This is a genomic window from Flavobacterium microcysteis (assembly GCF_006385255.1).
In the GTDB taxonomy this organism is placed as follows: Bacteria; Bacteroidota; Bacteroidia; order Flavobacteriales; family Flavobacteriaceae; genus Flavobacterium; species Flavobacterium microcysteis.
On the sequence record NZ_VFJE01000056.1, the window covers coordinates 553,060 to 578,495 of the forward strand.

At 37.2% G+C, this 25,436-nt stretch carries 20 protein-coding genes and 2 tRNA genes; 12 read left to right on the forward strand and 10 right to left on the reverse strand.

Annotated features, from left to right (window positions below; translation table 11 throughout):
- Positions 1-12 precede the first annotated feature (12 nt).
- Entirely contained in the window at positions 13-1,911 is a 1,899-nt protein-coding gene (locus tag FJA49_RS16100; protein ID WP_140002130.1) for a heavy metal translocating P-type ATPase, read from the forward strand.
- An 84-nt stretch (positions 1,912-1,995) separates the two neighbouring features.
- Here FJA49_RS16100 and FJA49_RS16105 read toward each other — a convergent pair whose 3' ends face one another.
- Positions 1,996-5,112, reverse strand: coding sequence for a choice-of-anchor D domain-containing protein (locus FJA49_RS16105; RefSeq protein WP_140002132.1), 3,117 nt, complete (start codon positions 5,110-5,112; stop codon positions 1,996-1,998).
- A gap of 510 nt (positions 5,113-5,622) precedes the next feature.
- On the opposite strand from FJA49_RS16105, the gene FJA49_RS16110 reads away from it, so the two are divergent.
- The 5 genes from FJA49_RS16110 (at position 5,623) to FJA49_RS16130 (ending at position 10,101) form a co-directional block, all read left to right on the forward strand.
- A complete protein-coding gene (locus FJA49_RS16110; RefSeq protein WP_140002134.1) occupies positions 5,623-6,186 on the forward strand; it encodes a helix-turn-helix domain-containing protein in 564 nt (187 codons plus the stop codon).
- Between the two features lie 190 nt (positions 6,187-6,376).
- On the forward strand, positions 6,377-8,794 hold the full coding sequence (locus tag FJA49_RS16115) for a heavy metal translocating P-type ATPase (RefSeq protein ID WP_140002136.1): 2,418 nt from the start codon (positions 6,377-6,379) through the stop codon (positions 8,792-8,794).
- A gap of 88 nt (positions 8,795-8,882) precedes the next feature.
- Positions 8,883-9,131 carry a heavy-metal-associated domain-containing protein gene (locus tag FJA49_RS16120; RefSeq protein WP_140002138.1) on the forward strand — a complete coding sequence of 83 codons (249 nt, stop codon included), beginning with the start codon at positions 8,883-8,885 and terminating at the stop codon, positions 9,129-9,131.
- Between the two features lie 24 nt (positions 9,132-9,155).
- The gene (locus tag FJA49_RS16125) at positions 9,156-9,371 is read left to right on the forward strand and encodes a heavy-metal-associated domain-containing protein (protein WP_140002140.1); all 216 of its coding nucleotides are present in this window, start codon (positions 9,156-9,158) and stop codon (positions 9,369-9,371) included.
- A gap of 103 nt (positions 9,372-9,474) precedes the next feature.
- Positions 9,475-10,101, forward strand: a complete 627-nt coding sequence (locus tag FJA49_RS16130; RefSeq protein ID WP_140002142.1) for a Type 1 glutamine amidotransferase-like domain-containing protein — start codon at positions 9,475-9,477, stop codon at positions 10,099-10,101.
- Between the two features lie 191 nt (positions 10,102-10,292).
- Here FJA49_RS16130 and FJA49_RS16135 read toward each other — a convergent pair whose 3' ends face one another.
- Positions 10,293-11,093, reverse strand: coding sequence for an AraC family transcriptional regulator (locus FJA49_RS16135; RefSeq protein WP_140002144.1), 801 nt, complete (start codon positions 11,091-11,093; stop codon positions 10,293-10,295).
- Positions 11,094-11,161: 68 nt separating this feature from the next.
- On the opposite strand from FJA49_RS16135, the gene FJA49_RS16140 reads away from it, so the two are divergent.
- Together FJA49_RS16140 and FJA49_RS16145 are read left to right on the forward strand one after the other, a co-directional pair.
- A complete protein-coding gene (locus FJA49_RS16140) occupies positions 11,162-12,313 on the forward strand; it encodes an Atu1372/SO_1960 family protein (RefSeq protein ID WP_140002146.1) in 1,152 nt (383 codons plus the stop codon).
- Positions 12,314-12,329: 16 nt separating this feature from the next.
- The gene (locus FJA49_RS16145; protein ID WP_140002148.1) at positions 12,330-13,520 is read left to right on the forward strand and encodes a CynX/NimT family MFS transporter; all 1,191 of its coding nucleotides are present in this window, start codon (positions 12,330-12,332) and stop codon (positions 13,518-13,520) included.
- Between the two features lie 158 nt (positions 13,521-13,678).
- Here the strand turns inward: FJA49_RS16145 and FJA49_RS16150 are convergent, their stop codons facing one another.
- The 4 genes from FJA49_RS16150 to FJA49_RS16165 all read right to left on the reverse strand — a co-directional run bounded on the left by FJA49_RS16150 (position 13,679) and on the right by FJA49_RS16165 (position 15,961).
- Entirely contained in the window at positions 13,679-14,239 is a 561-nt protein-coding gene (locus FJA49_RS16150) for a porin family protein (protein ID WP_140002150.1), read from the reverse strand.
- An 88-nt stretch (positions 14,240-14,327) separates the two neighbouring features.
- Complete coding sequence (locus FJA49_RS16155) at positions 14,328-15,461, reverse strand: helix-turn-helix domain-containing protein (protein WP_233590205.1); 1,134 nt, start codon at positions 15,459-15,461, stop codon at positions 14,328-14,330.
- 299 nt (positions 15,462-15,760) lie between these two features.
- Positions 15,761-15,833 (reverse strand) — tRNA-Met (locus FJA49_RS16160).
- A 55-nt stretch (positions 15,834-15,888) separates the two neighbouring features.
- Positions 15,889-15,961, reverse strand: a tRNA-Met gene (locus tag FJA49_RS16165).
- A 117-nt stretch (positions 15,962-16,078) separates the two neighbouring features.
- On the opposite strand from FJA49_RS16165, the gene era reads away from it, so the two are divergent.
- Positions 16,079-16,963, forward strand: a complete 885-nt coding sequence (gene era, locus FJA49_RS16170) for a GTPase Era (RefSeq protein WP_140002154.1) — start codon at positions 16,079-16,081, stop codon at positions 16,961-16,963.
- Here the strand turns inward: era and FJA49_RS16175 are convergent, their stop codons facing one another.
- Complete coding sequence (locus tag FJA49_RS16175) at positions 16,964-17,458, reverse strand: hypothetical protein (protein ID WP_140002156.1); 495 nt, start codon at positions 17,456-17,458, stop codon at positions 16,964-16,966.
- A 163-nt stretch (positions 17,459-17,621) separates the two neighbouring features.
- Between FJA49_RS16175 and der the strand changes: the two genes are divergently transcribed.
- The 3 genes from der (at position 17,622) to FJA49_RS16190 (ending at position 23,465) form a co-directional block, all read left to right on the forward strand.
- The gene (gene der / locus FJA49_RS16180) at positions 17,622-18,932 is read left to right on the forward strand and encodes a ribosome biogenesis GTPase Der (RefSeq protein WP_140002158.1); all 1,311 of its coding nucleotides are present in this window, start codon (positions 17,622-17,624) and stop codon (positions 18,930-18,932) included.
- Positions 18,933-19,154: 222 nt separating this feature from the next.
- Positions 19,155-21,947 carry an outer membrane beta-barrel protein gene (locus tag FJA49_RS16185; protein ID WP_140002160.1) on the forward strand — a complete coding sequence of 931 codons (2,793 nt, stop codon included), beginning with the start codon at positions 19,155-19,157 and terminating at the stop codon, positions 21,945-21,947.
- Between the two features lie 66 nt (positions 21,948-22,013).
- Positions 22,014-23,465 (forward strand): glycoside hydrolase family 30 protein, encoded by a 1,452-nt coding sequence (locus FJA49_RS16190; protein WP_140002162.1) that lies wholly within the window; start codon positions 22,014-22,016, stop codon positions 23,463-23,465.
- Between the two features lie 117 nt (positions 23,466-23,582).
- Here the strand turns inward: FJA49_RS16190 and FJA49_RS16195 are convergent, their stop codons facing one another.
- Genes FJA49_RS16195 through FJA49_RS16205 form a run of 3 tightly spaced genes read right to left on the reverse strand, consistent with a single transcriptional unit; the run spans position 23,583 to position 25,418 of the window.
- A complete protein-coding gene (locus tag FJA49_RS16195) occupies positions 23,583-24,380 on the reverse strand; it encodes a TPM domain-containing protein (protein WP_140002164.1) in 798 nt (265 codons plus the stop codon).
- Positions 24,381-24,818, reverse strand: a complete 438-nt coding sequence (locus FJA49_RS16200) for a TPM domain-containing protein (protein WP_140002166.1) — start codon at positions 24,816-24,818, stop codon at positions 24,381-24,383.
- A gap of 12 nt (positions 24,819-24,830) precedes the next feature.
- Positions 24,831-25,418, reverse strand: coding sequence for a LemA family protein (locus FJA49_RS16205; protein ID WP_140002168.1), 588 nt, complete (start codon positions 25,416-25,418; stop codon positions 24,831-24,833).
- Positions 25,419-25,436: the final 18 nt, after the last annotated feature.

Genomic DNA, 25,436 nt, shown 5'->3' on the forward strand with positions numbered 1-25,436 from the left:
AAAACATGATGTATGGCACACGATCATAGCGAAGTAGGACATTCGCACAGCCACGACGAGAGTAAATGGAAAACCTATTTTCCCGTCATAAGCAGTTTTCTGCTTTTGATTTTGGGAATCTGGTTTGAACAATCAGAAATGGGATTTTTTAAATATCCCGTAGATTTGATATGGTATATTGTCGCTTACCTTTTGGTAGGATTAAAAGTCAATTACCAAGCTTTAAAAGAAATCCGTAACGGAAATGTTTTTTCTGAATTTTTCCTGATGTCTATTGCCACCATAGGTGCATTTTTAATCGGGGAATATTCTGAAGGTGTAGCGGTTATGTTGTTTTATGCCGTAGGAGAATTGTTCCAGGATGCTGCAGTTCAAAGAGCACAACGCAGTATCAAAGCATTACTCGATATACGCCCCGATACGGTAACCGTAATCCGAAACGGAGAACCAGTGGTAGTAAATCCTTCCGAAGTCCAAATAGGAGAAATCATCCAGATGAAACCGGGAGAAAAAGTAGCATTGGATGGAGAATTGATATCAGACAACGCTTCATTTAACACTGCGGCACTGACAGGTGAAAGCAAACCCGATACAAAAATAAGAGGGGAAGCGGTTTTAGCAGGGATGATCAATCTTCAAACTCTTATAGATGTTAAAGTTACGGCACTGTTCAGAGATAGCAAACTTTCCAGAATCCTCGAGATGGTACAGGAAGCTACAGCACGAAAATCAAAGACGCAGCTTTTTATTTCCAGATTTGCCAAAATTTATACGCCAATAGTAGTATTTCTTGCCATTGCCATAGTTTCTTTACCGTACTTTTTTGTAGAAAACTATGTTTTTAATGACTGGCTATATCGTGGATTGGTTTTCTTGGTAATTTCCTGTCCTTGTGCTTTGGTAATATCAATTCCATTAGGGTATTTTGGAGGTATAGGACTGGCTTCACGCAATGGAATCCTGTTTAAAGGAAGCAATTATCTGGATGTGATGACAAAAACAGATGTTGTCGTAATGGACAAAACGGGTACATTAACCAAAGGTATTTTTGAAGTACAAGAAGTCGTATCGGTTATAGACCAAAAAGAATTATTGTTTTTGACAGCGGCCTTGGAAAGCAAATCAACACACCCTATTGCCAATGCAATTGCCAGATATTCCAATGGAAGTTATAAAAATGCCGCTGTTTCTGAAGTAGAAGAAATTGCGGGGTATGGATTAGAAGGAATCGTAGATGGCAAGACAGTACTGGCCGGAAACCTGAAACTGCTTAAAAAGTTTAATGTTGATTATGACAAAACAATCGAAACCAAAGTTGAGACGATTGTAGCTGTGGCCGTTGATGGAGTTTACGCCGGTTATTTTGTAATTGCCGATGAATTAAAAGAAGACGCCAAGGCTGCAATTTCAAGCCTGCATGCGTTAAACGTACAAACGGTTATGCTTAGCGGTGATAAGCAGAGCATTGTGGATAAAGTCGCAAAAGAATTAGGTGTCGATACCGCTTTTGGAAATTTACTTCCTGAAAACAAAGTAGAAAAAGTCCAGGAGCTAAAAGATCAAGCAAAGACTATCGTATTTGTAGGTGATGGAGTAAATGATGCTCCTGTTATTGCACTTGCCGATGCGGGAATGGCGATGGGAGGTTTGGGAAGCGATGCGACAATAGAAACTGCCGATATCGTAATCCAGAACGACCAGCCGAGCAAAATTCCAGCCTCTATAAAAATAGGAAAAGTGACCCGAAGAATTGTCATGCAGAATATCACCCTGGCATTTGGCGTAAAAGTAATCGTGCTTATTTTAGGAGCAGGAGGTTTGGCTACCTTATGGGAAGCCGTATTTGCTGATGTTGGAGTGGCGCTTTTGGCAATTCTGAATGCCGTCAGGATTCAAAGAATGAAAATATAATAAATGAAGAAACCATCAATAACAATTGATGGTTTCTCTTTTTTATGCGGTTGCTGGCTCAGTAAGCCGGCATAAGACAAAAGCTTATTTTATAGCAACTTTTTTAGAAACTGTAGTGTTTCCAGATTTGATTTGGATGATATAGATTCCTTTTTGTGCATTTCCTAAATCGATTACTTCTTGAGAAGCTACTTTTTTAGAAAGGATGCTTTTTCCTAATGAATCAAATACTGTAATATCAGCATTTTCACCAGCAAAATCTAATTGGAATTGACCGTTGTTTGGATTTGGGTATAATTTTATTTCGCTATTCAAAGCTGTAGTGTTTTTTTTAACGCTAGTTGCAGCAGCTCTTGGAGAAGCACTGTAGCAAGTCCAAGCCACGTCATCAATGATTGTTCTGTTTACGCTGTTTCTGATTTCGATAGTAGCGTTTCCAGAAACGTTAATAGCTTGAGAATAAACAGTTGTAGACGTTGATGTAACAGCAATGTCACCACCATATTGTACTCCGTTTACGAATACTTTCAAAACAGAATCACCTGTGAAAACTCTTTGGTAGTTGAAAGACAAAGTACCAATACCTGTAGTAATAGCAGTTGTGTTAGTCAAAGTTCCTGTTCTTAGAGCGATAGCATCTCCATTCAAATCCTGATCAGTTCTAGCATCAGAAGCAGACCAATTGATGCTGTTGTTTCCTGTCCATGTTCTGTTAGCATAAGTACTTGAGCTGCTTCCTAGGTTAGAGAAAGTTTCTGTACCTCCAACACATGGAGCACCAGTAGTCAAGATTTCATCGATTGCTGGAGTTGTAGAATAGAAAGGAGCTCCAATACACTCAGCGTTGTATGGATAAACGATGATAGTATAGTTTGTGTTAGCAATTAAACCTGAAACATTAAAAGTAGCATTAGTACCAGCATAAACTACTTTTCCAGCTCCAAGAGTATCATTTACATTGTAAACAGTTCCGTTAACCGGAGCAGTTACTGTACCACCTGTACTCATGATAGCAAGATATCCTGATGCTGTAATAGCAGAAACAGAAACTGTAGCAGAAGTGTCAGTTACATTAGAGCTGCTGATTACAGCTGTTCCGTCAGGAGCAACACAGTTTTCCTGAACGCTAGCTTTAAGATTGATAACGCAAGAACCTTCGTTAGCATCATTGTTTACAACAGTAAGAGTTGCAGGCTTGTTTCCAAGAGTAGCACCGTTGAATTGTACTTCAACTTCAATAGCACTTGTAGGAACCAATGTAAAAGGAACAGATGGAGAAAGGATAGTGTAGTTAACAGCATCGCTTAATGTAAGAGCGCTTACTTCTAAATCCTGATTACCTAAATTCTCAACAGTAAAGATGATGTTTTTGTTTGTGTTTGGAAGAACAGCTCCAAAATCGATTGTGAAATTACCACATTCTTTTAGGTTTAGTTCACTGTCAGAAAGTTGGATTTCTGGTCCGTTTGGTACAGTATAGCAATTCCAAGACAAATCGTCAATGATAGTTCTGTTACCGCTGTTTCTGATTTCGATAGTTACTGGTCCAGCAACATCGATAGCATGAGAAAATGCAGTAGTAGTGTCAGAAGAAACAGTAATGTCTCCACCATATTGTACTCCGTTTACGAATACTTTTAGAGTTGAATCACCTGTGAATACTCTTTTGTAGTTGAAGTTCAATGTTCCGATACCACCTGCAACAGCAGTCGTGTTTTTAAGGATACCAGTTCTCAAAGCAATAGCATCACCAGTCAAATCCTGGTCATTTCTTGAGTCAGTAGCAGACCAAGTTACACCATTATCACCTGTCCAAGTTCTAGAAGTATAAGTACTAGAAGCAGTTCCTAAGTTAGAGAATGTCTCGTTTCCACCAATACATGGAGCTACTGGAGTTGAAAACGCCTCATCAATTGAAGCTTCAGTATAATATAATGGACCTCCTGTACAATTAGTATTATTGTATGGGAATATGAAGATATGGTATGAAGTGCTTTCTATAAGTCCAGAAAGAGAAAAAGTAGCATTAGTTCCTTTGTAAGCAACTGTTCCACCACCTAAAGCGTCACCAACATTATAGCTAGTAGCATTTGCAGGAACAGCAGATAAAGTGCTAGATGTTGAGATAACTGCAAGGTAAGCATCAGCAGCAGCGCTTGTTATAGCTACATTTGCAGAAGAATGTGTAATTCCTGAAACAGCAACATCACCAGCAGTGATAGCTGGAGCAACACATGGCTGTAGAGCAGTTCCTACTAAGTTAACTACGCAAGAAGCTTCGTCAGTATCGTTGCTTACAACAGTCAAAGTAGAATTTTTAACACCAGCAGTTGTTCCTTGGAAACGAACTAAAACTAATCCAGAACCAGATGGTGCAACTGTAAAAGGAACAGAAGGAGAAATGATTGTAAAGTCTGTTGAATTGCTTAAAGTCAACGCACTAACATTCAAAGCAGCAGTTCCAAGGTTCTTAACAGTGAATACAGCATCATTGTACTGGTTTACAGCGTGTGATCCAAAATCAACAGAAAGACTTCCACACTCACGGTTAGTACCTGCAGCATCAGCTAATTGGATTTCTGGACCAGCAACAGTAGCATTGCAGCTCCAAGTCAAATCGTCAACAATAGTTCTGTTACCACTGTTTCTGATTTCGATAACTGCATTTCCTGATACGTTTACAGCAAAAGAAAAAGTAGCTGATACATCAGAAGTAACAGCAATATCTCCACCATACTGAGTACCATTTACAAATACTTTCAAAGTAGAATTTCCTGAAAATACTCTCTTGTATTTGAAGCTAAGTGTTCCAACACCGTTAGCAATGGTGCTGGTGTTTTTCAAGGTGCTCGTTCGCAAAGCAATTGCCTTACCTGTAAGCTCTTGATCTGTTCTTGCGTCTGTTGCAGACCAGGCTACGCCATTGTCACCTGTCCATGTTCTTGTAGCATACGCACTAGCAGCAGTCCCAATATTTGAGAATGTTTCTGAACCTCCGGTACAATCGAATAGGTTCAATGCCAACGTACGGTAAGGGTTTTCAAAAATTGCTGATCCATCTATAGGATTAGCTAATATTCCAGCATTAAATGCTGTAGATACATTTGTTTTAGATACGCTAATCGGTGAAGACGATTTCCCAAAAGAAAGTCCCGATATGCTTGCGAATACTAAAGCAGCTAAAAATCGTTTTTTAAACATAATTGTAAAATTTAAGATTGGAAGGAAATAGTGTTTTTTTAAAGGATAGAAATACCTGCAGGGTTTATCGCTTTATCAATCCAAATTTAATTTTAATAATTTTTTAAGAGCAGATTTTTAGAATAAGGATTTATTAAAAAATGGTTATTAACTATTTGGTATATAATGCTTTATATTACAAATTGGTAACAAGTAAAAGTAAGATTTTTATTATTTTTTACTTATATTTACTAAGCGAAAATCAAAAGATTCTAGGCTGGGTCTGGCTTTGAGAACTAAAAAAGAAAGATTAGTCTCAATTTGTGAGTTTATTTTTGGTTATCCTAAATTTTACAAATCGTAAATAACCGGAAAAAAGAGAAAGCTAGGTCATAAATGACAATTTGTTAGTTGTTTAGGGATAAAAACTAGGCAGATGCAGAATGCCTGTAGGAACAGTGCAATTAAAACACAGATTGACCGACTTAAATCGTAAATTTGTCTTAGAAATCTATAAGATAACACTATACTATGGACACACTTTTTATTAAAAATATGGTTTGCAACCGTTGTATTATGGTAGTGCAAAATGAATTGGATAAATTGGGATTAGACGTTAAAAGTATTAAGCTGGGTGAAGTAGTAGTTGGAAAGGAACTTACAGCTGAAGAAAAAAAGAAATTGGAGGAGGCTTTTACTCCACTGGGATTTGAGGTGATAGATGACAAAAAAAGCAGAATCATCGAAAAAATAAAAAATACAATCATTGAACTTGTCCATCATCAGGACAATGGTGCCAAAACGAATCTTTCAGAAGTGCTAAGCAGCAAACTGAATCATGATTATAATTACTTATCGAACCTGTTTTCTGAAGTAGAAGGCACAACGATTGAAAAGTACTTTATCGCTCAAAAGATAGAAAAGGTAAAAGAACTATTAGTCTATGACGAATTATCTTTAAGCGAAATCGCTTTCCGAATGAATTATTCAAGCGTTGCTTATCTAAGCAACCAATTCAAAAAAGTAACCGGATTAACACCTAGCCATTTCAAACAAATCCGGGAAGACAAAAGAAAACCTTTGGATAAAGTATAAAGCTAAGTATATGCTCTGCGCCTTAGCGTCTTTGCGTGAAAATATTGCTCGCAAAGGCGCAGAGCCGCAAAGATCTTAAAAAGAAATCAAGAGTATCTTCCCTAAATCTTACAAATCAATTCCATAATTCCACAATAACCTCCGATAAAATTATACCCAATTTTGTATTGTAAATTAAAGCAAACGAAATATGGCAACAAATAGCAATAAAGAAATCATCTATCTTCCTCTAGAAGATGTTGAAAGCGAACATTGTGCATTAATAGTTGAAAAAGGATTAGCCCAGGTAAAAGGTATAGAAACCCATAAAGTAGAGCTAAACAATGGTCGTGCAGCTATTACAGTAGCTAATAACGGAGTTGTAGGCGAAGCAGTTAAGGCAATCAAAGAATTGGGTTATGGCGTTTCAACCGTAAAACACACCTTTCCCGTATTAGGTATGACTTGTGCTTCCTGTGCAAGTAGTGCCGAGAGTATTGTGACGTTTGAAGAAGGCGTAATAAATGCTTCTGTAAACTTTGCGACAGGCAATCTTACGGTAGAATATCTGCCTAATATGACAGATGCGTCAAAACTGCAAAAGGCAGTCCAATCTATTGGATATGATTTATTGATAGAAAGTGAAACTACACAACAGGAAACATTAGAAGCCATTCATGCCCAAAAATTCAAAAAGCTAAAGAGCAAGACCATTTGGGCTATTATATTGTCACTTCCGGTTGTAACTATAGGGATGTTTTTTATGGACATTCCTTATGCCAACCCAATTATGTGGCTTTTCTCAACTCCGGTAGTATTATGGCTGGGTAAAGACTTTTTTATCAATGCGTGGAAACAGGCAAAACACCGTTCTGCCAACATGGACACCTTGGTAGCATTGAGTACTGGGATTGCTTACCTTTTTAGCATTTTCAATATGCTGTTTGAAGATTTTTGGCACCAAAGAGGACTGCATGCTCACGTTTATTTTGAAGCGGCAGCGGTTATTGTTGCGTTCATCTTGCTAGGAAAACTATTAGAAGAAAAAGCCAAAGGCAATACTTCTACAGCCATAAAAAAACTGATGGGACTGCAGCCAAAAACGGTAATTATCATACAACCGGACGGCACCGAAAAACAAATAGCCATTGAAGATGTAAATGCAGGCGATGTTATTCTTGTAAAACCAGGCGAGAAAATAGCTGTAGATGGTATGGTTACTTCAGGCAGTTCTTATGTCGATGAAAGTATGCTAAGCGGTGAACCGGTTCCGGTGCTGAAAAAAGAAAATGAAAAAGTATTTGCCGGTACGATCAACCAAAAAGGAAGCTTCCGTTTTGAAGCAGTGAAAGTAGGTAAAGAAACAATGCTTGCCCAAATTATTAAAATGGTGCAGGATGCGCAAGGCAGTAAAGCACCAGTACAGAAATTGGTAGATAAGATAGCAGGCATCTTTGTTCCGGTTGTCATGGGGATTGCGATCCTTACTTTTGTCTTATGGCTGATTCTGGGTGGAGATAATGGTTGGGTACAGGGATTATTGGCAGCGGTTACAGTTTTGGTCATTGCATGTCCGTGTGCGCTAGGTCTTGCAACTCCAACAGCAATTATGGTTGGTGTGGGGAAAGGAGCAGAAAAAGGAATCCTGATTAAAGATGCTGAAAGTCTGGAACTGGCAAAAAAAGTAACGGCTATTGTATTGGATAAAACAGGAACCATTACTGAAGGCAGACCGCAAGTAACAGGCATACAATGGTTACATAATGACGACACAGCTAAAACGATTTTACTAAGCATCGAAAAACAATCTGAACACCCGTTGGCAGAAGCTATGGTAAAACATCTGGAAGGTGTTTCAACACTATCCTTGTCTCAATTCGACAGTATTACGGGTAAAGGTGCAAAAGCCAATTATGAGAATGAAACCTATTTTGTAGGGAATAAAAAACTTTTGGCTGAAAACAACATTACCATCACAGAACAATTGCAAAAGCAAGCCGATGAGTGGGGCAGCGAGTCTAAAACCGTTATCTGGTTTTCAGATAGCAAACAAGCGCTGTCTGTTATCGCTATTTCTGATAAAATTAAAGAAACATCAGTAGAAGCCATCAAAGAAATACAGGAAATGGGTATTGACCTGTATATGCTTACTGGTGATAACGAAGCCACGGCAAAAGCCATTGCCCAACAAACAGGCATCGGTCATTATAAAGCCGAAGTAATGCCGCAGCATAAAGCAGATTTTATAAAAGAACTGCAAAAGCAAGGCAAAGTCGTAGCGATGGTAGGTGATGGTATCAATGACAGTACAGCCTTAGCAACAGCAGATGTAAGTATAGCAATGGGTAAGGGAAGCGATATTGCGATGGATGTTGCCAAAATGACCATCATTTCATCAGATCTTACTAAAATACCGCAAGCCATACGACTTTCAAAACAAACCGTAGCGACAATCAAACAAAATCTGTTTTGGGCGTTTATCTACAATCTTATCGGTATTCCAATTGCAGCGGGTATTCTTTATCCTGTCAATGGTTTCTTATTGAATCCTATGATTGCAGGTGCAGCTATGGCATTGAGTAGCGTGAGCGTGGTAACAAACAGCTTGCGATTGAAATGGAAAAAGTAAATCAGTAAATCTCACAAATCAAACAGAAAATTACACAATAGTTGCCTTTAAAAGAATAGCCAACTTTGTATTATAAAAAATAAATAAAATGAAACAGCTAATAATCAATATACCCGATATGCAGAGCGCGCATTGCCAGTCAAGAGTCAACAATGCGGTAAAAGATATTGAAGGCGTTCAGATTCAAAACGTCGAAGCAGGCAAAATAACGGTTTCCGTTGCCTCTGATACTACTAAAAGTGAAATCGTAAATGCTATTGAAAAAGCAGGTTACAGTGTTTCGCCAGAAAAAAGCGATAGCGAATCAGATTGCGCTACAGGATGTTGCAATAATTAACCCTAATTACAAACGATCAATAAAATGGAAAATAAAGAATTTCAATTCAAGACCAATATTAACTGTGGTGGCTGTGTTGCTTCTGTAAAACCACACTTAGACAAAGCAGAAGGTGTTAGCGAATGGAATGTTGACACTGACAATAAAGATAAAATCCTTACCATAAAAGCAGAAGGTATTACCGAAGAACAGGTACTGGATATTATCAAAAAAACAGGTTTTAAAGCAGAACCGGTATAAATTTAATTGTTTGGTGATGATGAGGCCGTATTTTCTATCGATGAAAATACGGCCTTGTTTTTTTATAAATTTACAGAAGAATTAAAATTACTATAAAACGACTATGAATTTATATTTGTCTTCATTTCAGTTTGGAAATGAATCGGATAAACTTTGTGAATTAGTGCCACAAGGAGCAAAAATCGGACATATTACGAATGCTACGGATTGGTACGGAGCTGATGAAGCAAGAAAAAAAGCAGATTTAGAAAGAGACATGGCTTTCCTGGAAAGCTTAGGGTTTAAAAACGAACATTTAGATTTAAAGGACTATTTTAATAGGGAAGAATCTTTGGATAAAAAGCTTGCAGAACTTGACGGAATCTGGGTGTCTGGAGGCAATACTTTTATTTTGCGACAGGCCATGCGACTAAGCGGATTTGATACAATTTTCGAAAAACTACGCCAACGCAACGACTTTTTATATGGAGGTTACAGTGCCGGTATTTGTGTCTTATGTGATTCATTGAAATATATTGAAAAAGTAGACGACCCTACTCAATTTCCTTATGAACAAATTAAAGAGCCTATTTATGAAGGTTTGGGCTATTTTAATTACGGTATTTTACCACATTACAAATCAGACCATTTTGAATCTGCCGCCATGTCAGAAGAAGTCCAAAGGTGTATCGATAATAAATGGCTGTTTAAAACCCTGAGAGATGGGGAAGTTATTGTTGTAAAAGAATAATTGATTATCTGAAACTTTACATCAAAAACAAATTCCCTTTCTTGCTTTGCGGCTCTGCGTCTTTGCGTGAAATAGTTGCTCGCAAAGGCGCAGAGCCGCAAAGTTTATACGCAGAAATCATTGAAGTCTAATTTTTCATGTCTTTTTTCATTTGATATAGAAACTTTAAATCTGTGGCTGGAATAAAAACATTACTTTTTTAGCCTAGGTTTTGTTTTCATTATAGCATAATAAGAAGAAGTAAAAGCGGGCAAACTTTTATAGCCAACCATAAGAGCGATTTGGCTCAATGTATATTGTTTGGTGTCAATTAGCTCTATACTTTTCAAAATACGAATTAATTGCATGTATTTTTGCACCGTAATACCTGTTTCTTGCTTAAAGATACGTTGCAGGCTACGTACGGACATTTTTGCGATGTCTGCAAACACATCAATATCAAAATTATACCCATAATTGGCGTTGATATAATTACAAACAGGCAATAAGCGGTTGTCGGCAGGAACCGGAATTTGCAAAAATTCATTCTCATTACAAAAATAGGGCAGGCTGCTTAGCATCGCTTTCAAAAAAAGCGTCTGTTCTTCATCTTCATTCAGCAACTGATTCCATTTTTCGGCATACAAAAGCATTTCTTTTAATACGGATGGAGCTGCGAAAACATGTATATGCTCGTAGAATTCCTGCTCTGGCACTGATTTAAACAAGACAATCATCAAATTCACCGTCTTGGCATCGGAAGTTGTACGATGTTCTTTTGCCGATGGTATCCATATAACATGATTTTGAGGAACGAGATAGGTTTTCTGTCCGATGTGAAAATATTGATAACCGTCTTCCACATAAGTCAGTTGATAACGTTGATGGGCGTGTTCGTACTCATCATGTTGCCAGTTTTTCTCATACCAAACATAAGCATCGGTCGGTACGTTATCTACATATCGCCCTCTGCTTTTTTCGGTCAGCCCACATTTTACGTTGTCGTTTTGCATATACTTTATGGCAAATTTAATAAAAATGCCATTATTAACTTTGTTATTGAATTTAATACATAAGAAAAATGAAAAAATCGTATTCTTTCCTGATAGGGATTTTAGTACTATTTGTAATAAATACAGCTATGGCACAGAAACAAACAGCAAAGGTTTTAGTTCTCATCTATTCTGATAATGGCGGAACTTACGAATTGGCAAAAGAAATAGCCAAAGGAATTGAAAGCGGACAAAATGTTCAGGCAACCATCAAACAGGTAAAGGCATCTGATAATCCTAAACTAAAAAATATTCCCGTAGCTACGGTTGAGGAATTGGCTACCTATGACGGTATTGCTTTTGGCTCGCCAGTATATTTCGGCAACATCAGTACGGGAATGAGTGAGTTTTTGTCAAAAACAATCGGTTTATGGACGAGCCATGCTTTGGAAGGCAAACCGGCTACGGTTTTTATGTCGGCAGGAAGCGGAGCAGGAAAGGAACTGGCGTTACAATCATTTTGGAACAGTCTGGCGGTTCACGGAATGGTTTTAGTGCCTAACGGTATCAGCGGTTATGAAAATATTGACAAGACCATTCCGCAGGGAAATTCTGTTTTAGGAACCACAAGCCTTGCTTCATTAAATACGGTTGAAAGACCATCAAAAAGTGAGCGTTATCTGGCAGAAGTGCAAGGAAAAAACTTTGCAAAAGTAGCCTATGCCCTTAGAGGAGATGAAAAGGTCAAAAGTGGGAATAAAGCTGAGGTGGCAGAAAATAAAATTGATGTCAATCAGGTTTTAAAAGATAAGAATATTGTGTTGCCTTCGTTGCCTAAACCGGTAGGAAACTACGAACTCTATGCACGTTCCGGAAATCTGATATTTATCAATCAGGTAGCTCTGAAAAACGGAAAAATAGTTAATCCCGGTAAAGTAGGAGTGAATGTCACAGAAGAACAGGTAAAAGAAGCTACCGCGGTAACAATGCTGAATGTTCTGGCTATCTTGAAAGAAGCTGCTGGTGGAGATTTGAATCGTGTAAAAAAATGTGTGCAACTGATTGGCACATTCAACACGCCAGACACCTATACCAAACACGCAGAACTTATGAATCCTGCTTCAGACCTTACCGTTGAAATATTTGGAGATAAAGGCAAGCATACTCGAAACACATCAGGAGCCAGTTCACTACCGGTAGGTTCTTCTGTTTCAATTCAGGCCATTTTTGAAGTTGAATAAATACAGATAAATTGAAATGAAGAATAAGATTAATTTGTCGCTGCTCAGTGTGATAGTGATTATACTGATTGGCGGTGGCCTGCGTTCGCCTATTACTGCCGTCAGTCCTGTCTTAAGCGAAATAATAGCCCTGTTGCATCTAAACAATCTGCAAGGAAGTTTGCTGACATCCATTCCGTTGATTGTATTTGCAAGCTGTTCGGTTTTGGTAAGCAAAGTTGCTGTTAAGGCCAATATCCATTACAGTTTGATTTATTCGCTTATTTTCCTAATCATGGGACTCTATCTTCGGGTTTATGGAAATGTACCCATGTTATACATCGGTTCATTTCTGATTGGTTTGGGGATTTGTATTGGTAACGTAACAACGCCAGCCTATATAAAAAATCGGTTTCCCGAAAAAATCGGAATCATGACCGGTGTATTTTCAGTAGCGATGAATTTGGTGGCAGCATTAGCATCAGGTTTTAGCATCGCTGTTGGAAAATGGACGAATTTAGGATGGAAAGGTTCTTTGGGTATTTGGATAATCTGGGCGGTGCTGGCTCTTTTTGCTGTTGGGATTGAAGCTTTTTCAAGCAAACGTGCCTCTACAAAGAAACCAGCAACACAAGCAACTAAAAGCGAATTCAACATATTCCGTTCCAAACAAGCCTGGAACATTAGTGTCTTTATGGGGATTCAGTCATTGGTATACTATTGTTTGGTGGCTTTATTGCCAATCGTCTTAGTTGATTATGGTATGGAGAAAGAAAAAACAGGATTGGTACTTTTGGTTATTCAATTATCGATGCTGCCAATAATGTTTATCAGTCCTATCATTGCAACCAAAATGAAAGACCAAAAACAAATGATTTATGGTGCCGGTATCTTAATGTTTGTCGGAATAAGTTTGATAGCTCTGTTCAAAACACAATACATTTATTTAGCAGCTGTCCTTGTCGGAACAGCAAGCGGTTGGACATTCAGTCTTTCTATCCTGTTTTTCTCACTCAAAAGCAAAACAATGGACGGTACAATCAAAGTTTCCGGAAAAGCACAATCGGTAGGCTACCTAATTGCAGCTTTTGGTCCACCTGTTTTTGGAATGTTACATGATTGGGATGTATCGTGGAAAAGCTCATTTTACTTCGTGATGTTGATGATTGTTATCATGATCTTTTTTGGAAGAAAGGCTGCAAAACCACGTTTTGTGGAGGAACATTAGGCCTGTCAAAATAATGGAAGATAGGTTTCACACAAAACATAAAAAGGTATAAGAAAAACAAAAACAGGCAAATGATCAAATCACTTTGCCTGTTTTTAGTTGGGGAGTATTAAAATATCTAATCAGTTTATTGAAGATTATTATAAAACTGCTAAGTTTTAGAAAAAGAAATAACCAACAGATACTTGAAGTACTCCATTTTTATTTTTACCGGAATAATTATCCAAATTATTAATATCAGTTAACCCCAGGTTATATCTTACCCCAAAATTAATTCCGTTTTCAAGCTTATAACCTAAGCCAAAATTAACACCAAAATCAAAGGTTTTAAACGAGTCTTTTACATCTTTCTTCTCATCTTTCGCAGAAAGTAAAAAACCTATTTGTGGCCCGGCTTCGATACTCAATCCTTTTGTTACATAATATTTTCCCATTAAAGGAACGTTCAGATAATTTAAGGCAATTAGATTATCCTTATCCTTAAAACTATATCCCTGACCGGAAAACATTACTTCAGGTTGAAAAGAAAATTTTTCTGAAATGGGAATTTCCGATAAAAGACCAAAATTAAATGCGGCTACAGGATCAATTTCTTTGGTGTTATCTCCGCTAATAGATGCAAAGTTTAAACCTCCTTTAACTCCAAAATTAATTTTTTGGGCATTAGCATTTGTAAATCCTAAAACTGTAACAACAGCTAGTAATAAAATTTTTTTCATAAAAAGTGATTTGAATTATTCGAGTCCAAAATTCACATAAGAAAAAATAGCAAAGGTTTCAAAAGCTTAAAAATGTATAAAATGGTACCTATTTACTGGTGTTTTTATATTCATTGGGTGTCTGGCCCGTAACTTTTTTAAAGGCTTTATAAAAAGTAGTTTTTGAAGTAAACCCGGATTCTAATCCCATCGCCAGCAAATTATAGTTTTCATATTCAGAATTTGAAATCATTTCCTTGACAGCTTCAACCCGATAGTAATTTATGTAATTGGCAAAGTTGTCTCCTGTTATGGTATTTACAATTTGTGAAACATATCCCGGACTTATGCCTAATCTTTCAGCAACTTTTTCTCTGTTTAGTGTACTGTCAGTATAAATGTGTTGCTCTTTGCAAAGAAGTTCTAGTTTTTGAAAATAAAGATTATCTGCCGTAATAGATTCTCTGTATTCTTCTGGGGTGCTATTTTCTACAATTGACAGACCGTTATACGAAATGGTTAAATCATTATTTAGAAAATTGGAAATAGCATCTTTGTTTTTGGCCAGTTTGTATTTGTAAATGCCCATATAGGCTGTCCAGTGAATTATGAATGTTCCAAATAAAGCCACGACGCGCATAGTAGAAGAAATGTCATAGTTGAGAAATATGCCGGTTAGAGAGGTAATAAGCCAAGAGAATAACAAGAAAGAAACAAGGGTTGATATGGTAATTACCCATTTTTTTTCCTGTGAATCTTTTAAATGTCGTATCATAAAACAAGAGTAAATCAGCAAGAAAGGGATGAATGTAACAACTAAAATAAAATGAATCAGACTGAGTATTTGGATTAGAAAGAAGGCTGACTCAGGAATAGTATAAATTCCTGCAATACTATCAAGATCGTTTATAATATGAAGGACAGCGGAAAAGGCAAATGGAATAAAATACAAATAAATCTTTTGTTTGTTTTTTACAACATCATCAATCCGGTTTATAATAAACAGAAACATGAAAACAGGTAATAATAATGCCCACTCAACATCGTCAAAAAAGCGTAGAAAAGGATAGGAGGTATAGGAACCTTCAAGTTCTAAAACGTAATTCAGGAAAAGAATTGAAAGCGTAAATAGTAAGTAGGCTAGGTATTTGTTTGAATTACTATTGAATAATGAAGACTTTAAAATAAGCAAGCCTAAGACTATTCCTTGAAAAATCGCAATATTTAAAAGTGTAGTATACATCAATTTTTTAATGTAAAAGTTGTTTTTAAGATTTGTTTTGGGCTATTAGGCAATTTTTAAATAAAGCTTATTTTGTACGAATTGATGCGGCGAATTTATAGTAATAGATATGACTTTCTTAATGGATTAATAAATGATTAACTAAAATGATTTTATTGATTTGTATAAAAAAATGATCCTGGTGCTCCAAAGAGTTTCTTATGAAAAGCTGCGTAAATGCTTTTTGAATTTGGGAGTACTGTTTAAACAGGGTGGGGTAAACAAAAAAAGCTCCAGATTTCTCTGAAGCTTTTTCTCTGTAGCGGGAACTGGACTCGAACCAGTGACCTTCGGGTTATGAGCCCGACGAGCTACCTACTGCTCTATCCCGCGATGTGCGTTTGTATTCTCAGTATGTCTTTCTTATTGGAGTTCCAATAAATCTTAGTAGCGGGAACTGGACTCGAACCAGTGACCTTCGGGTTATGAGCCCGACGAGCTACCTACTGCTCTATCCCGCGATGTTTCGGGTGCAAATTTACAACGATTATCTTAAATAACAAGCTTTTTTGCGAAAAATGTTTTATTTCTTCTATTGAGCTGTTATGACTACCTTTGCAGCATAAATTAATTTTGAAATGTCACATAAAGCAGGTTTTGTAAATATTATTGGGAATCCGAATGTAGGTAAATCTACGTTGATGAATGCATTTGTAGGCGAACGCTTATCCATCATTACATCAAAAGCGCAGACTACACGCCATAGGATTTTGGGAATTGTGAATGGGGAAGATTTTCAGGTCGTGCTTTCAGATACGCCGGGGATCATCAAGCCAGCTTACGAATTACAGTCTTCCATGATGGATTTCGTTAAATTGGCATTTGAGGATGCCGATGTATTGATCTATATGGTTGAGGTTGGGGAAAAAGAACTGAAAGATGAAGCTTTCTTCAATAAGATCATTCATGCGAAAATTCCCGTATTGCTGCTTTTAAACAAAATCGACAAATCAAACCAGGAACAGCTGGAAGAACAGATTGCGCTTTGGAAAGAAAAAGTTCCAAATGCTGAAATATATCCGATTTCTGCACTGGAAAATTTCAACGTTAAAGAAGTATTTGCCAGAATCATAGAACTTTTGCCGGAATCGCCGCCTTTTTATCCTAAAGATGCGTTGACAGACAAACCGGAACGTTTTTTTGTGAATGAAATTATCCGTGAAAAAATCCTGATTAACTACGAAAAAGAAATTCCTTACTCGGTAGAAATTGAAACGGAAGAGTTTATAGAAGATGAAAATATCATCCGCATCCGTTCTGTTATCATGGTAGAACGTGATACGCAAAAAGGAATCATCATCGGGCACAAAGGACTGGCATTAAAAAAAGTAGGTGTTCAATCTCGTGAAGACCTTGAAAAGTTCTTCGGAAAGCAAATCCATATCGAGCTTTTTGTAAAAGTCAACAAAGACTGGAGAAGCAATGCTTACCAGTTAAGAAGATTCGGTTATAACAACAAATAATCAGGCGATAATTTTATTAGCTAAGGAAAAGAGCTCCCTCATTTGGGCAGTTCCTTTCCTTCTGTTTAGGCGGGCTACAAAATAGAGTAGGAGCCAGATGATAGAAAGAACCGACATTACAAATAAGTCAAAATCGTAAGGCTGTGAAAGTGTCCATTTGGAGTAAGCAATAATTCCAAAAACAATGAACAATCCGCCTACGATAAAATGCATTGCCAGGAAAATAAACCATAAAAAAGGATCAGGTCCAAAAATTCCTTTTACATAAGTCCTGCCGTCTTCATAAGAATCAAGCTCAATGTGCAGTGAAGGTGACCAGAATTCCCTTCTAAACAATCCCACGCCAATCCAGATATGGTTACCGGCATTTTGAAACTTAAAGTCTTCTGCTTCGAAAGTTTTTACTTTTTCAAACGTAGACTTTATCTCACCAATAGTTTTTGGCGAGAATTGCTCAAATTTGGGGCGAAGCTGTATGTTGTTGTCAAGTTCCATAATAAACCCTATAACAGCAAATCCGTTATTTTTATTTTGATAAAAATGCTAAATTGTCGTTAAAGATTTCAGTCCAAAAATAATGCCAAACGGCAAGGCTTTAACTTTTACGCTTTTTACTTGAAACAAAAAACGTACCTTTGCACAATATTTTAAAAATAGTATGAACAATATCGTTGCCATTGTCGGAAGGCCAAATGTAGGAAAGTCAACACTTTTTAATAGGTTGATTCAAAGAAGAGAAGCTATCGTAGATTCAGTATCGGGTGTAACCCGTGACAGAAATTACGGAAAAAGTGAATGGAATGGAAAAGAATTTTCGGTAATTGACACCGGTGGTTATGTTCGTGGTTCAGATGATGTTTTTGAAGGCGAAATTAGAAAACAAGTAGAATTGGCTATTGATGAAGCCGATGTTATCATCTTTGTCGTAGATGTAGAAGAAGGTATCACGCCAATGGATGATGCTGTTGCAAAATTATTGCGTAAAGTCACTAAGCCGGTTTTATTGGCCGTGAATAAGGTCGACAATGCCATGCGTGAAAAAGATGCTGTCGAATTCTATAATTTAGGTTTGGGAGATTATTACACATTTGCCAGTATTTCTGGAAGTGGAACAGGTGAATTGTTAGATGCCTTGATTGAAGCTTTTCCCGAAAAGCCGGAGCCAACAAAAGAAGAACTGGAATTGCCTCGTTTTGCAGTTGTAGGACGCCCAAATGCAGGGAAGTCTAGTTTTATCAACGCACTGATTGGAAAAGAAAGATATATTGTAACCGATATTGCGGGAACTACCCGTGATGCTATCGATACGAAATTCGACCGTTTTGGTTTTGAATTTAACCTTGTTGATACGGCTGGTATCCGTCGCAAGGCAAAAGTAAAAGAAGACCTTGAATTTTATTCTGTAATGCGTTCTGTGCGTGCCATAGAACACTCAGATGTGTGTATCCTTATAATTGATGCGACCCGTGGATTTGAAGGACAGGATCAGAATATTTTCTGGTTGGCTGAAAAAAACAGAAAAGGAGTCGTTATTCTGGTTAATAAATGGGATTTAGTCGAAAAAGACACCATGTCAACCAAAGAATACGAAGCAAAAATCCGTAAGGAATTAATGCCTTTTACAGATGTGCCAATCATTTTTACCTCGGCCTTGACCAAGCAGCGTTTGCTAAAAGCGTTGGAAGAAACAGTAAAAGTATTCGAAAGCAGAAAACAGCGAATCGCTACATCGAAATTCAACGACCATATGTTGAAAATTATCGAAAACTATCCACCACCTGCTTTGAAAGGTAAGTATGTGAAAATCAAATACTGTATGCAGTTGCCAACTTTAACGCCACAGTTTGTGTTTTTTGCTAACCTACCGCAATATGTGAAAGAACCATATAAACGTTTTCTCGAAAACAAAATCCGTGAAAACTGGGACTTTTCAGGTGTTCCGATTGATATTTACATCAGAGAAAAATAATATTTCATATAAAGAAAAAGAAAAGGGAATTGCAAATGCAGTTCCCTTTTTTTATTTTCAGGAAGATTACATAAGCATTTTATTGACATGTTTGCCTGTTTTTGGTTTTTTTGACAATTTGTTAAAAATTCTGTAAGAAATTATTTCTTTTGACAATAAAAGTTGTAATTCGCAGTTTTATTTTCTTACAAACCAAAACTAACTAAACTAAAAGTACACTTAATGCTAAGAACCATCCTCCAAGTTCTCATTGTCCTAATATCGTGCACAGCATTTGGACAAAATTCATTTACAATTAAAGGAAAAGCAATCAGCAAAGAAGTAAATCTGCCTATCGAATCGGCTACAATCTACATTACTTCTGTGAAAGACTCAACCGTCGTTGATTATACCATTTCAAACAAGAATGGAAACTTTTCTATCACAGTTAAAAAATTAAACCAGCCTTTTGTTGTAAAAGTAGCCTCTTTAGGATATCAAACCTGGCAAAAAGAATTTCCTAAACTGACATCAGATCTTGATCTGGGAGAGATTTTTGTTTCAGATGCGGTTACAAATTTGGGTGAAGTAGTTATTGTAAGCGAAGCACCGCCTGTCCGAATCAAAAACGATACGCTTGAATTCAATGCCTCTTCTTTCAAAGTGCGCCCTGATTCTAACGTAGAGGCTTTGCTAAAGCAGTTGCCGGGTGTTGAAATAGACAAAGACGGAAAAATAAAAGTAAACGGAAAAGAAGTAAACGAAATCCTTGTTAACGGAAAATCGTTTTTTGGTAAAGATGGTAAAGTAGCTATAAAAAATCTTCCTTCAGAAATTATTGACAAGATTCAGGTTTCGGATACAAAGACAAAAGAAGAAAAACTGTCTGGTGATGCGGCAAGTTCAGATAATAAAAGTATCAACATTACGATACAAGAAGACAAGAATAAAGGATTATTTGGGAAATTTACCGGAGGTTATGGAACAGACAAACGGTATGAATCCAGTGCTTTGGTAAATTATTTTAAAGACAAGCAAAAAATAAGTATTCTCGCTTCGTCCAATAACATCAATTCCGTAGGATTTTCTATGGATGAGATTTTTGATGCCATGGGAGGAGGACGGAATTATTATAGCAATAGCAATGGCTCTTTTGGTATTGACGGTATGAGTTTTGGCGGAGCAAATGAAGGAATCACACAATCCAGTATGGTTGGACTTAATTTTGCCGATGAATGGTTCAAAAAGCTGGAGCCAAACGGAAGTTATTTTTATACAAATTCCAAAACAGACAACGATACGCGAAGTAGGACAGAAAACTTCCTGACATCAGAAAATGGTATAAACAGTACTTTTATTACAGAATCGAAAGGTACGACAAGAAGAACAAGTGATGGTCATAATTTTAATATGGAATTTGAATATAAGATCGATCCATCGTTGACCTTATCAGTTCGTCCAAGTTTGGTAAAAAACAATTCGGAGTCGAAAAACTTTTCAGAACAGTCCTCTACAAATGATTTAGGATTGGTAAACGAAAGTACCAATTCATCAAAATCAAACAATGCTTCTTCCACTTTTGGAAATGAGTTATACCTTAATAAACGATTCAAGAGAAAAGGAAGGAATTTTGGTTTCACTTTTAATAACACAAATAAGAGTAGCGATAGAGACAATATAACAAATTCAGAAACGTATTTCTTCCAGGATCCGGACAGAACTGAAGATATCCGTCGTCAGAGAGTATATGATGATGAAAAAGATAATACGTACTACACCCGAATTGGATATTCAGAGCCAATAAAAGATTCGTTGAGCATAACTATTAGAGCTTCGTATGAATGGAAAGATTTTGACAATACCAAATCAACATACGACCAAAATGCATTGTCTGGACAGTATTCTGAATTTAACAACTTGCTGTCGTATGGCCTTATGTCAAAAACACGGACATTTAATCCTGCCGCTTCCTTTAATGTGAGAAAAAGCAAGTATTCCGGAGGCGCCACTCTTGGTACAAAAGTGATTACAATGGAAAATACGTCACAATATAACGGGACGACCAGCCAGATAGATAAAAATTATATGTATCCATCAGCAAATGCATGGTTCAATTACAGACTTTCAAAGTCAAAATCGCTTTATATGTATTATAATTTTGACGTACAATTGCCAACGGCCGCTCAAATACTTCCTGTGGTTGACCTGACAAATCCATTGTTTCAGATTTCTGGAAATTCTAACTTGAATCCGTCAAAAAATCATAGTTTCCACCTGAATTACAACAATTACGATTATGCAACCAAATCTGGGTTTTATCTATATGCAGGGTTTAATTATTACGAACAGCAGATTGTTTTTTCAAGAGTTTTTAATCCGATTGACTTAATCAATAGAGCTGATTATCAAAATATAAACGATACCTATAATAGCTATGGCGGAGTGAACTGGAGCAAGGCTATAAAGAAAGAACAGCATACTTTTAGGTTTGATATAGGAATGAATGCCAACTATAACCTAAACAAAGGATTGACCAATAATGCTTTATATGAAGCAAGAGGATTGGGCTTGTCACCTGAAGTCAGATTGGCATGGGATTACGGAGAATTGCTAACCATAGAGCCGTCCTATTCTTATAACTGGAATAAGACCGATTATGAGAATTATTCTGTAGGTAGCTCGTCTAACTTTACACATAATATCAAAGTACAAACCACAAGCCGCTGGCCAAAGCATCTTGTTTTTGGGAATGATTTCGGATATACTTACAATTCTAATATTTCTGACGGCTATAAAAAAGATTTTTATCTTCTAAATACAAGTTTAGGTTATAGCTTTATGGACGATAAGTGGCTGTTTAAAGTTAAAGTATATGATGTACTGAACCAAAACCAGAGTGCTGTCAGATACATCAACCCGGAATCAATTCAGGATATACAGAACACAGTATTGAAAAGATATGCTATGTTCTCGCTTACGTATAAGATTGAAAAATTTGGCGGAAAGAAAAAAGAGGGGAACAGTTTTGAATTTTAAGAATACTCATTTTAAGAAGATTTAATATTCTATTTGGTAAATTAGCAGACCAAATTAAATATTCAAATGAAAAAAAATGTAGTAAGCGCTTTGTTAGTAATGGCTTGTTTTTCCGGATTCGCACAGGATTCTAAAAGCAAGCCATTCACAACAAGCGGAAAAAAAATCAAGGTGTTTACCACGGCAGAAAACACCGATTTAAGACTTGCTCCAACAGCGAGTCTTGGATTTAAGCCAGCAAAACAGGCTTTGGAAAACGAAGTCTCAGTTTTCGTAAATCCTAATAAGCAATTCCAAACCTTCATGGGAATTGGTGGAGCAATTACCGATGCGAGTGCTGAGGTTTTTGCCAAACTTTCTAAAGAGCAGCAGAAAGAATTTTTGGATGCTTATTATAGCAAGGAAAAAGGGATTGGCTATTCTCTAATCCGTACCACAATCCATAGTTCCGATTTTAGTAGTGAGAGCTATACCTATGTGAATGAAAATGATAAAGAACTAAAATCATTTTCAATCGACCACGATAAAAAATTTAAGATTCCACTCATAAAGGAAGCATTAAAAACGGCTGGGAAAGAAATGACTTTGTATGCGAGTCCGTGGAGTCCTCCAGCATTCATGAAAGACACTAAAAGTATGCTGAAAGGCGGAAAATTGGCTCCTGAATTTTATCAGCCATGGGCGAATTATTATGTGAAATTCATTCAGGCATATGAAAAAGAAGGTATTCCGATTTGGGGAATTACGGTACAAAATGAACCGATGGCAACCCAAACCTGGGAATCATGCATTTTTACTGCTGAAGAAGAAAGAGATTTCTTGAAAAAATACCTAGGGCCTACGATGCAAAAGAACGGGCTGGAAAACAAAAAAATAGTTGTCTGGGATCATAATAGAGATTTGATGGTACAGCGAGCTAATACAATCTATTCGGATCCTGAAGCTGCAAAATATGCATGGGGAATGGGCTTTCATTGGTATGAAACCTGGAATGGCGGAAAACCGATGTTTGATAATGTAAAATTAGTTGCGGATTCTTTTCCTGATAAAAAACTGATGTTTACGGAAGGCTGTATCGAAGCATTTAACCCGGCACGTTATCAGTTTTGGGCTAATGCAGAACGCTACGGAATCAATATGATTAATGATTTCAACAACGGAACAGTAGCCTGGACAGACTGGAACATCCTTCTTGATGAAAAAGGCGGGCCTAATCACGTGTCTAACTTCTGTTTTGCACCAATCCACGGTGATTTGACAGCTAAGAAACTGATTTATACACCATCTTATTATTACATAGGTCACTTTTCAAAGTTTATCCGTCCTGAAGCCAAAAGGATAAGCACATCAGCCAGCAGAAGCCAATTGCTGAGCACAACTTTCCTAAATACAAACGGAGAAATGGTAACGGTAGTCATGAACCAATCAGACGGCGAAATTAAATACAAACTGTTTGTAGGCGATGCAGAATCGGAAATCACAATTCCTGCGCATGCTATGCAAACTTTAGTATATTAAAAATAGTTTGTGAAGAGAGGTGCTAAGGTACTAAGGCTGAAAGGCAGACTTTCGAAACGATATTTATATAAAAACAAAAAAGACTGCTAAATAGCAGTCTTTTTTATTGTGATATTTTTACCAGCTTCCTCCAGCACCGCCGCCACTAAAGCCGCCGCCGCCGAAACCACCTCCGAAGCCACCGCCTCCGCCGCCAAATCCGCCTCCGGAAGAACCTCCGAAGCCACCGCCACCGCGTCCAAGGCTGCTAAGAATGATGATATCAGATAGGTCTAAACCGCCACCGCGATTTCCGCCGTTTCTGTTGTTCTTGTTTTTGGAAAGAATAAAAAGAATAACGATAAAAATAATGATGAAAACGACAAGGCCTCCGGAGTTGGATTCTCCTCCTTTTGAGCCTTTTCTGCTTCCTTTGTATTTTCCTTTCAGTACGTCAAATATAGCATCAGCACCTTTGTCTAAACCTTGGTAATAGCTGCCTGCCTTAAATTCAGGAATTATGATGTTTCTTATGAGCTCTCCGTTAATTCCGGCAGTCAGCCTGTCTTCAACGCCATAACCGGGAGCAATCCATATTTTTTTCTCCTTTACAGCTAATAATATAAAAACACCATTATCTTCTTTTGCTTGTCCTACTCCCCATGTATGGCCCCATTTTGGTGCTAAAATCCCAATGTTTTCGCCATTTATTGTTGGAACAGTAACCACTACAATCTGTGTAGATGTAGAATCAGAATAACGAATCAGTTTTTCTTCTAGTTTTGCCTTGTCAGAACCTAAAACGTTGGCATAATCATATACGCTGGTCTGAAAGCTAGGTTTTGGCGGAATATCAAATTGGGCATATCCGGTCTGAACCAGTAGCAGCAAAAGAAAGGATAGCAGGAAAGCGTTTTTTGTTGGGAAAAGTTTCATTTATCCTTTAGATATTTCGTTAGATAATTCATTAGTGTCGTCGTTTTCAAAAGGAAAATATTGTTTCAGTCGTTCGCCGGCTCTTAAGATTCCGGAAACAAGCCCTTCTTTGTATTTGTTTTCCTTGAAATGAGAAATGACGGTATCTTTTGTGCAATCCCAAAAATCTTCTTCAACCATTTTATGGATACCTTCATCTCCAATAATTGCAAATGCATGGTCAGAAACGCCTACATAAAACAATACACCATTGCGCATGCTCGTATTGTACATACCTAAAAAATTAAAAACCTCCTGGGCTCTTTCGAGCGGAGGTTTTTCAGTATGATCCTCAATGTGAACCCTTATTTCTCCGGAAGTGTTTCTTTCTGCCTGCGAAATAGCCTGCACGATTTCATTTTCTTCTTCCGGACTAAGGAAATCTTCAACTTTTGACATTGATTCGAGTTTTTAGAATTTTACTTCCGCAGGTTTTTCTGCACCAGCCACTGCCTCAAAATAAGGTTTTTGCTTAAGTCCATACATACCAGCTAGTATATTTCTTGGGAAAGTATTTATGTTATTGTTATATGGCTTAATAGCTTCGTTGAAACGGGTTCTAGCTGTTAAGATTTGATTTTCAGTACTTGCTAGTTCATCTTGCAATTTCATAAAGCTCGCATCGGCCTTTAGGTTTGGATATTGCTCAACACTTACCAATAGCCTTGATAATGAAGAAGTGACTCCTGATTGTGCTTGGTTAAATGCAGCCAATTGTTCTGGAGTAACATTTGATGGGTCAATCGTTACTGATGTCGCTTTCGCACGAGCCTCAATAACGGCTGTTAAAGTGCCTTGTTCGTGTTTGGCATATCCTTTTACAGTTTCTACCAAATTCGGGATAAGATCGTTTCTTCTTTGATAAGCAGTGTTAACATTTCCCCAGCTTTCTTTTACGTCCTGTTCAAGAGTCACGGCTTTATTGTAAATTCCAGATGCCCAACTGTAGAGTCCGATAATTGCAATTACGATAACCCCGATAATTATCCATTTTTTCATTTTGCTTTTGTTTTTAGA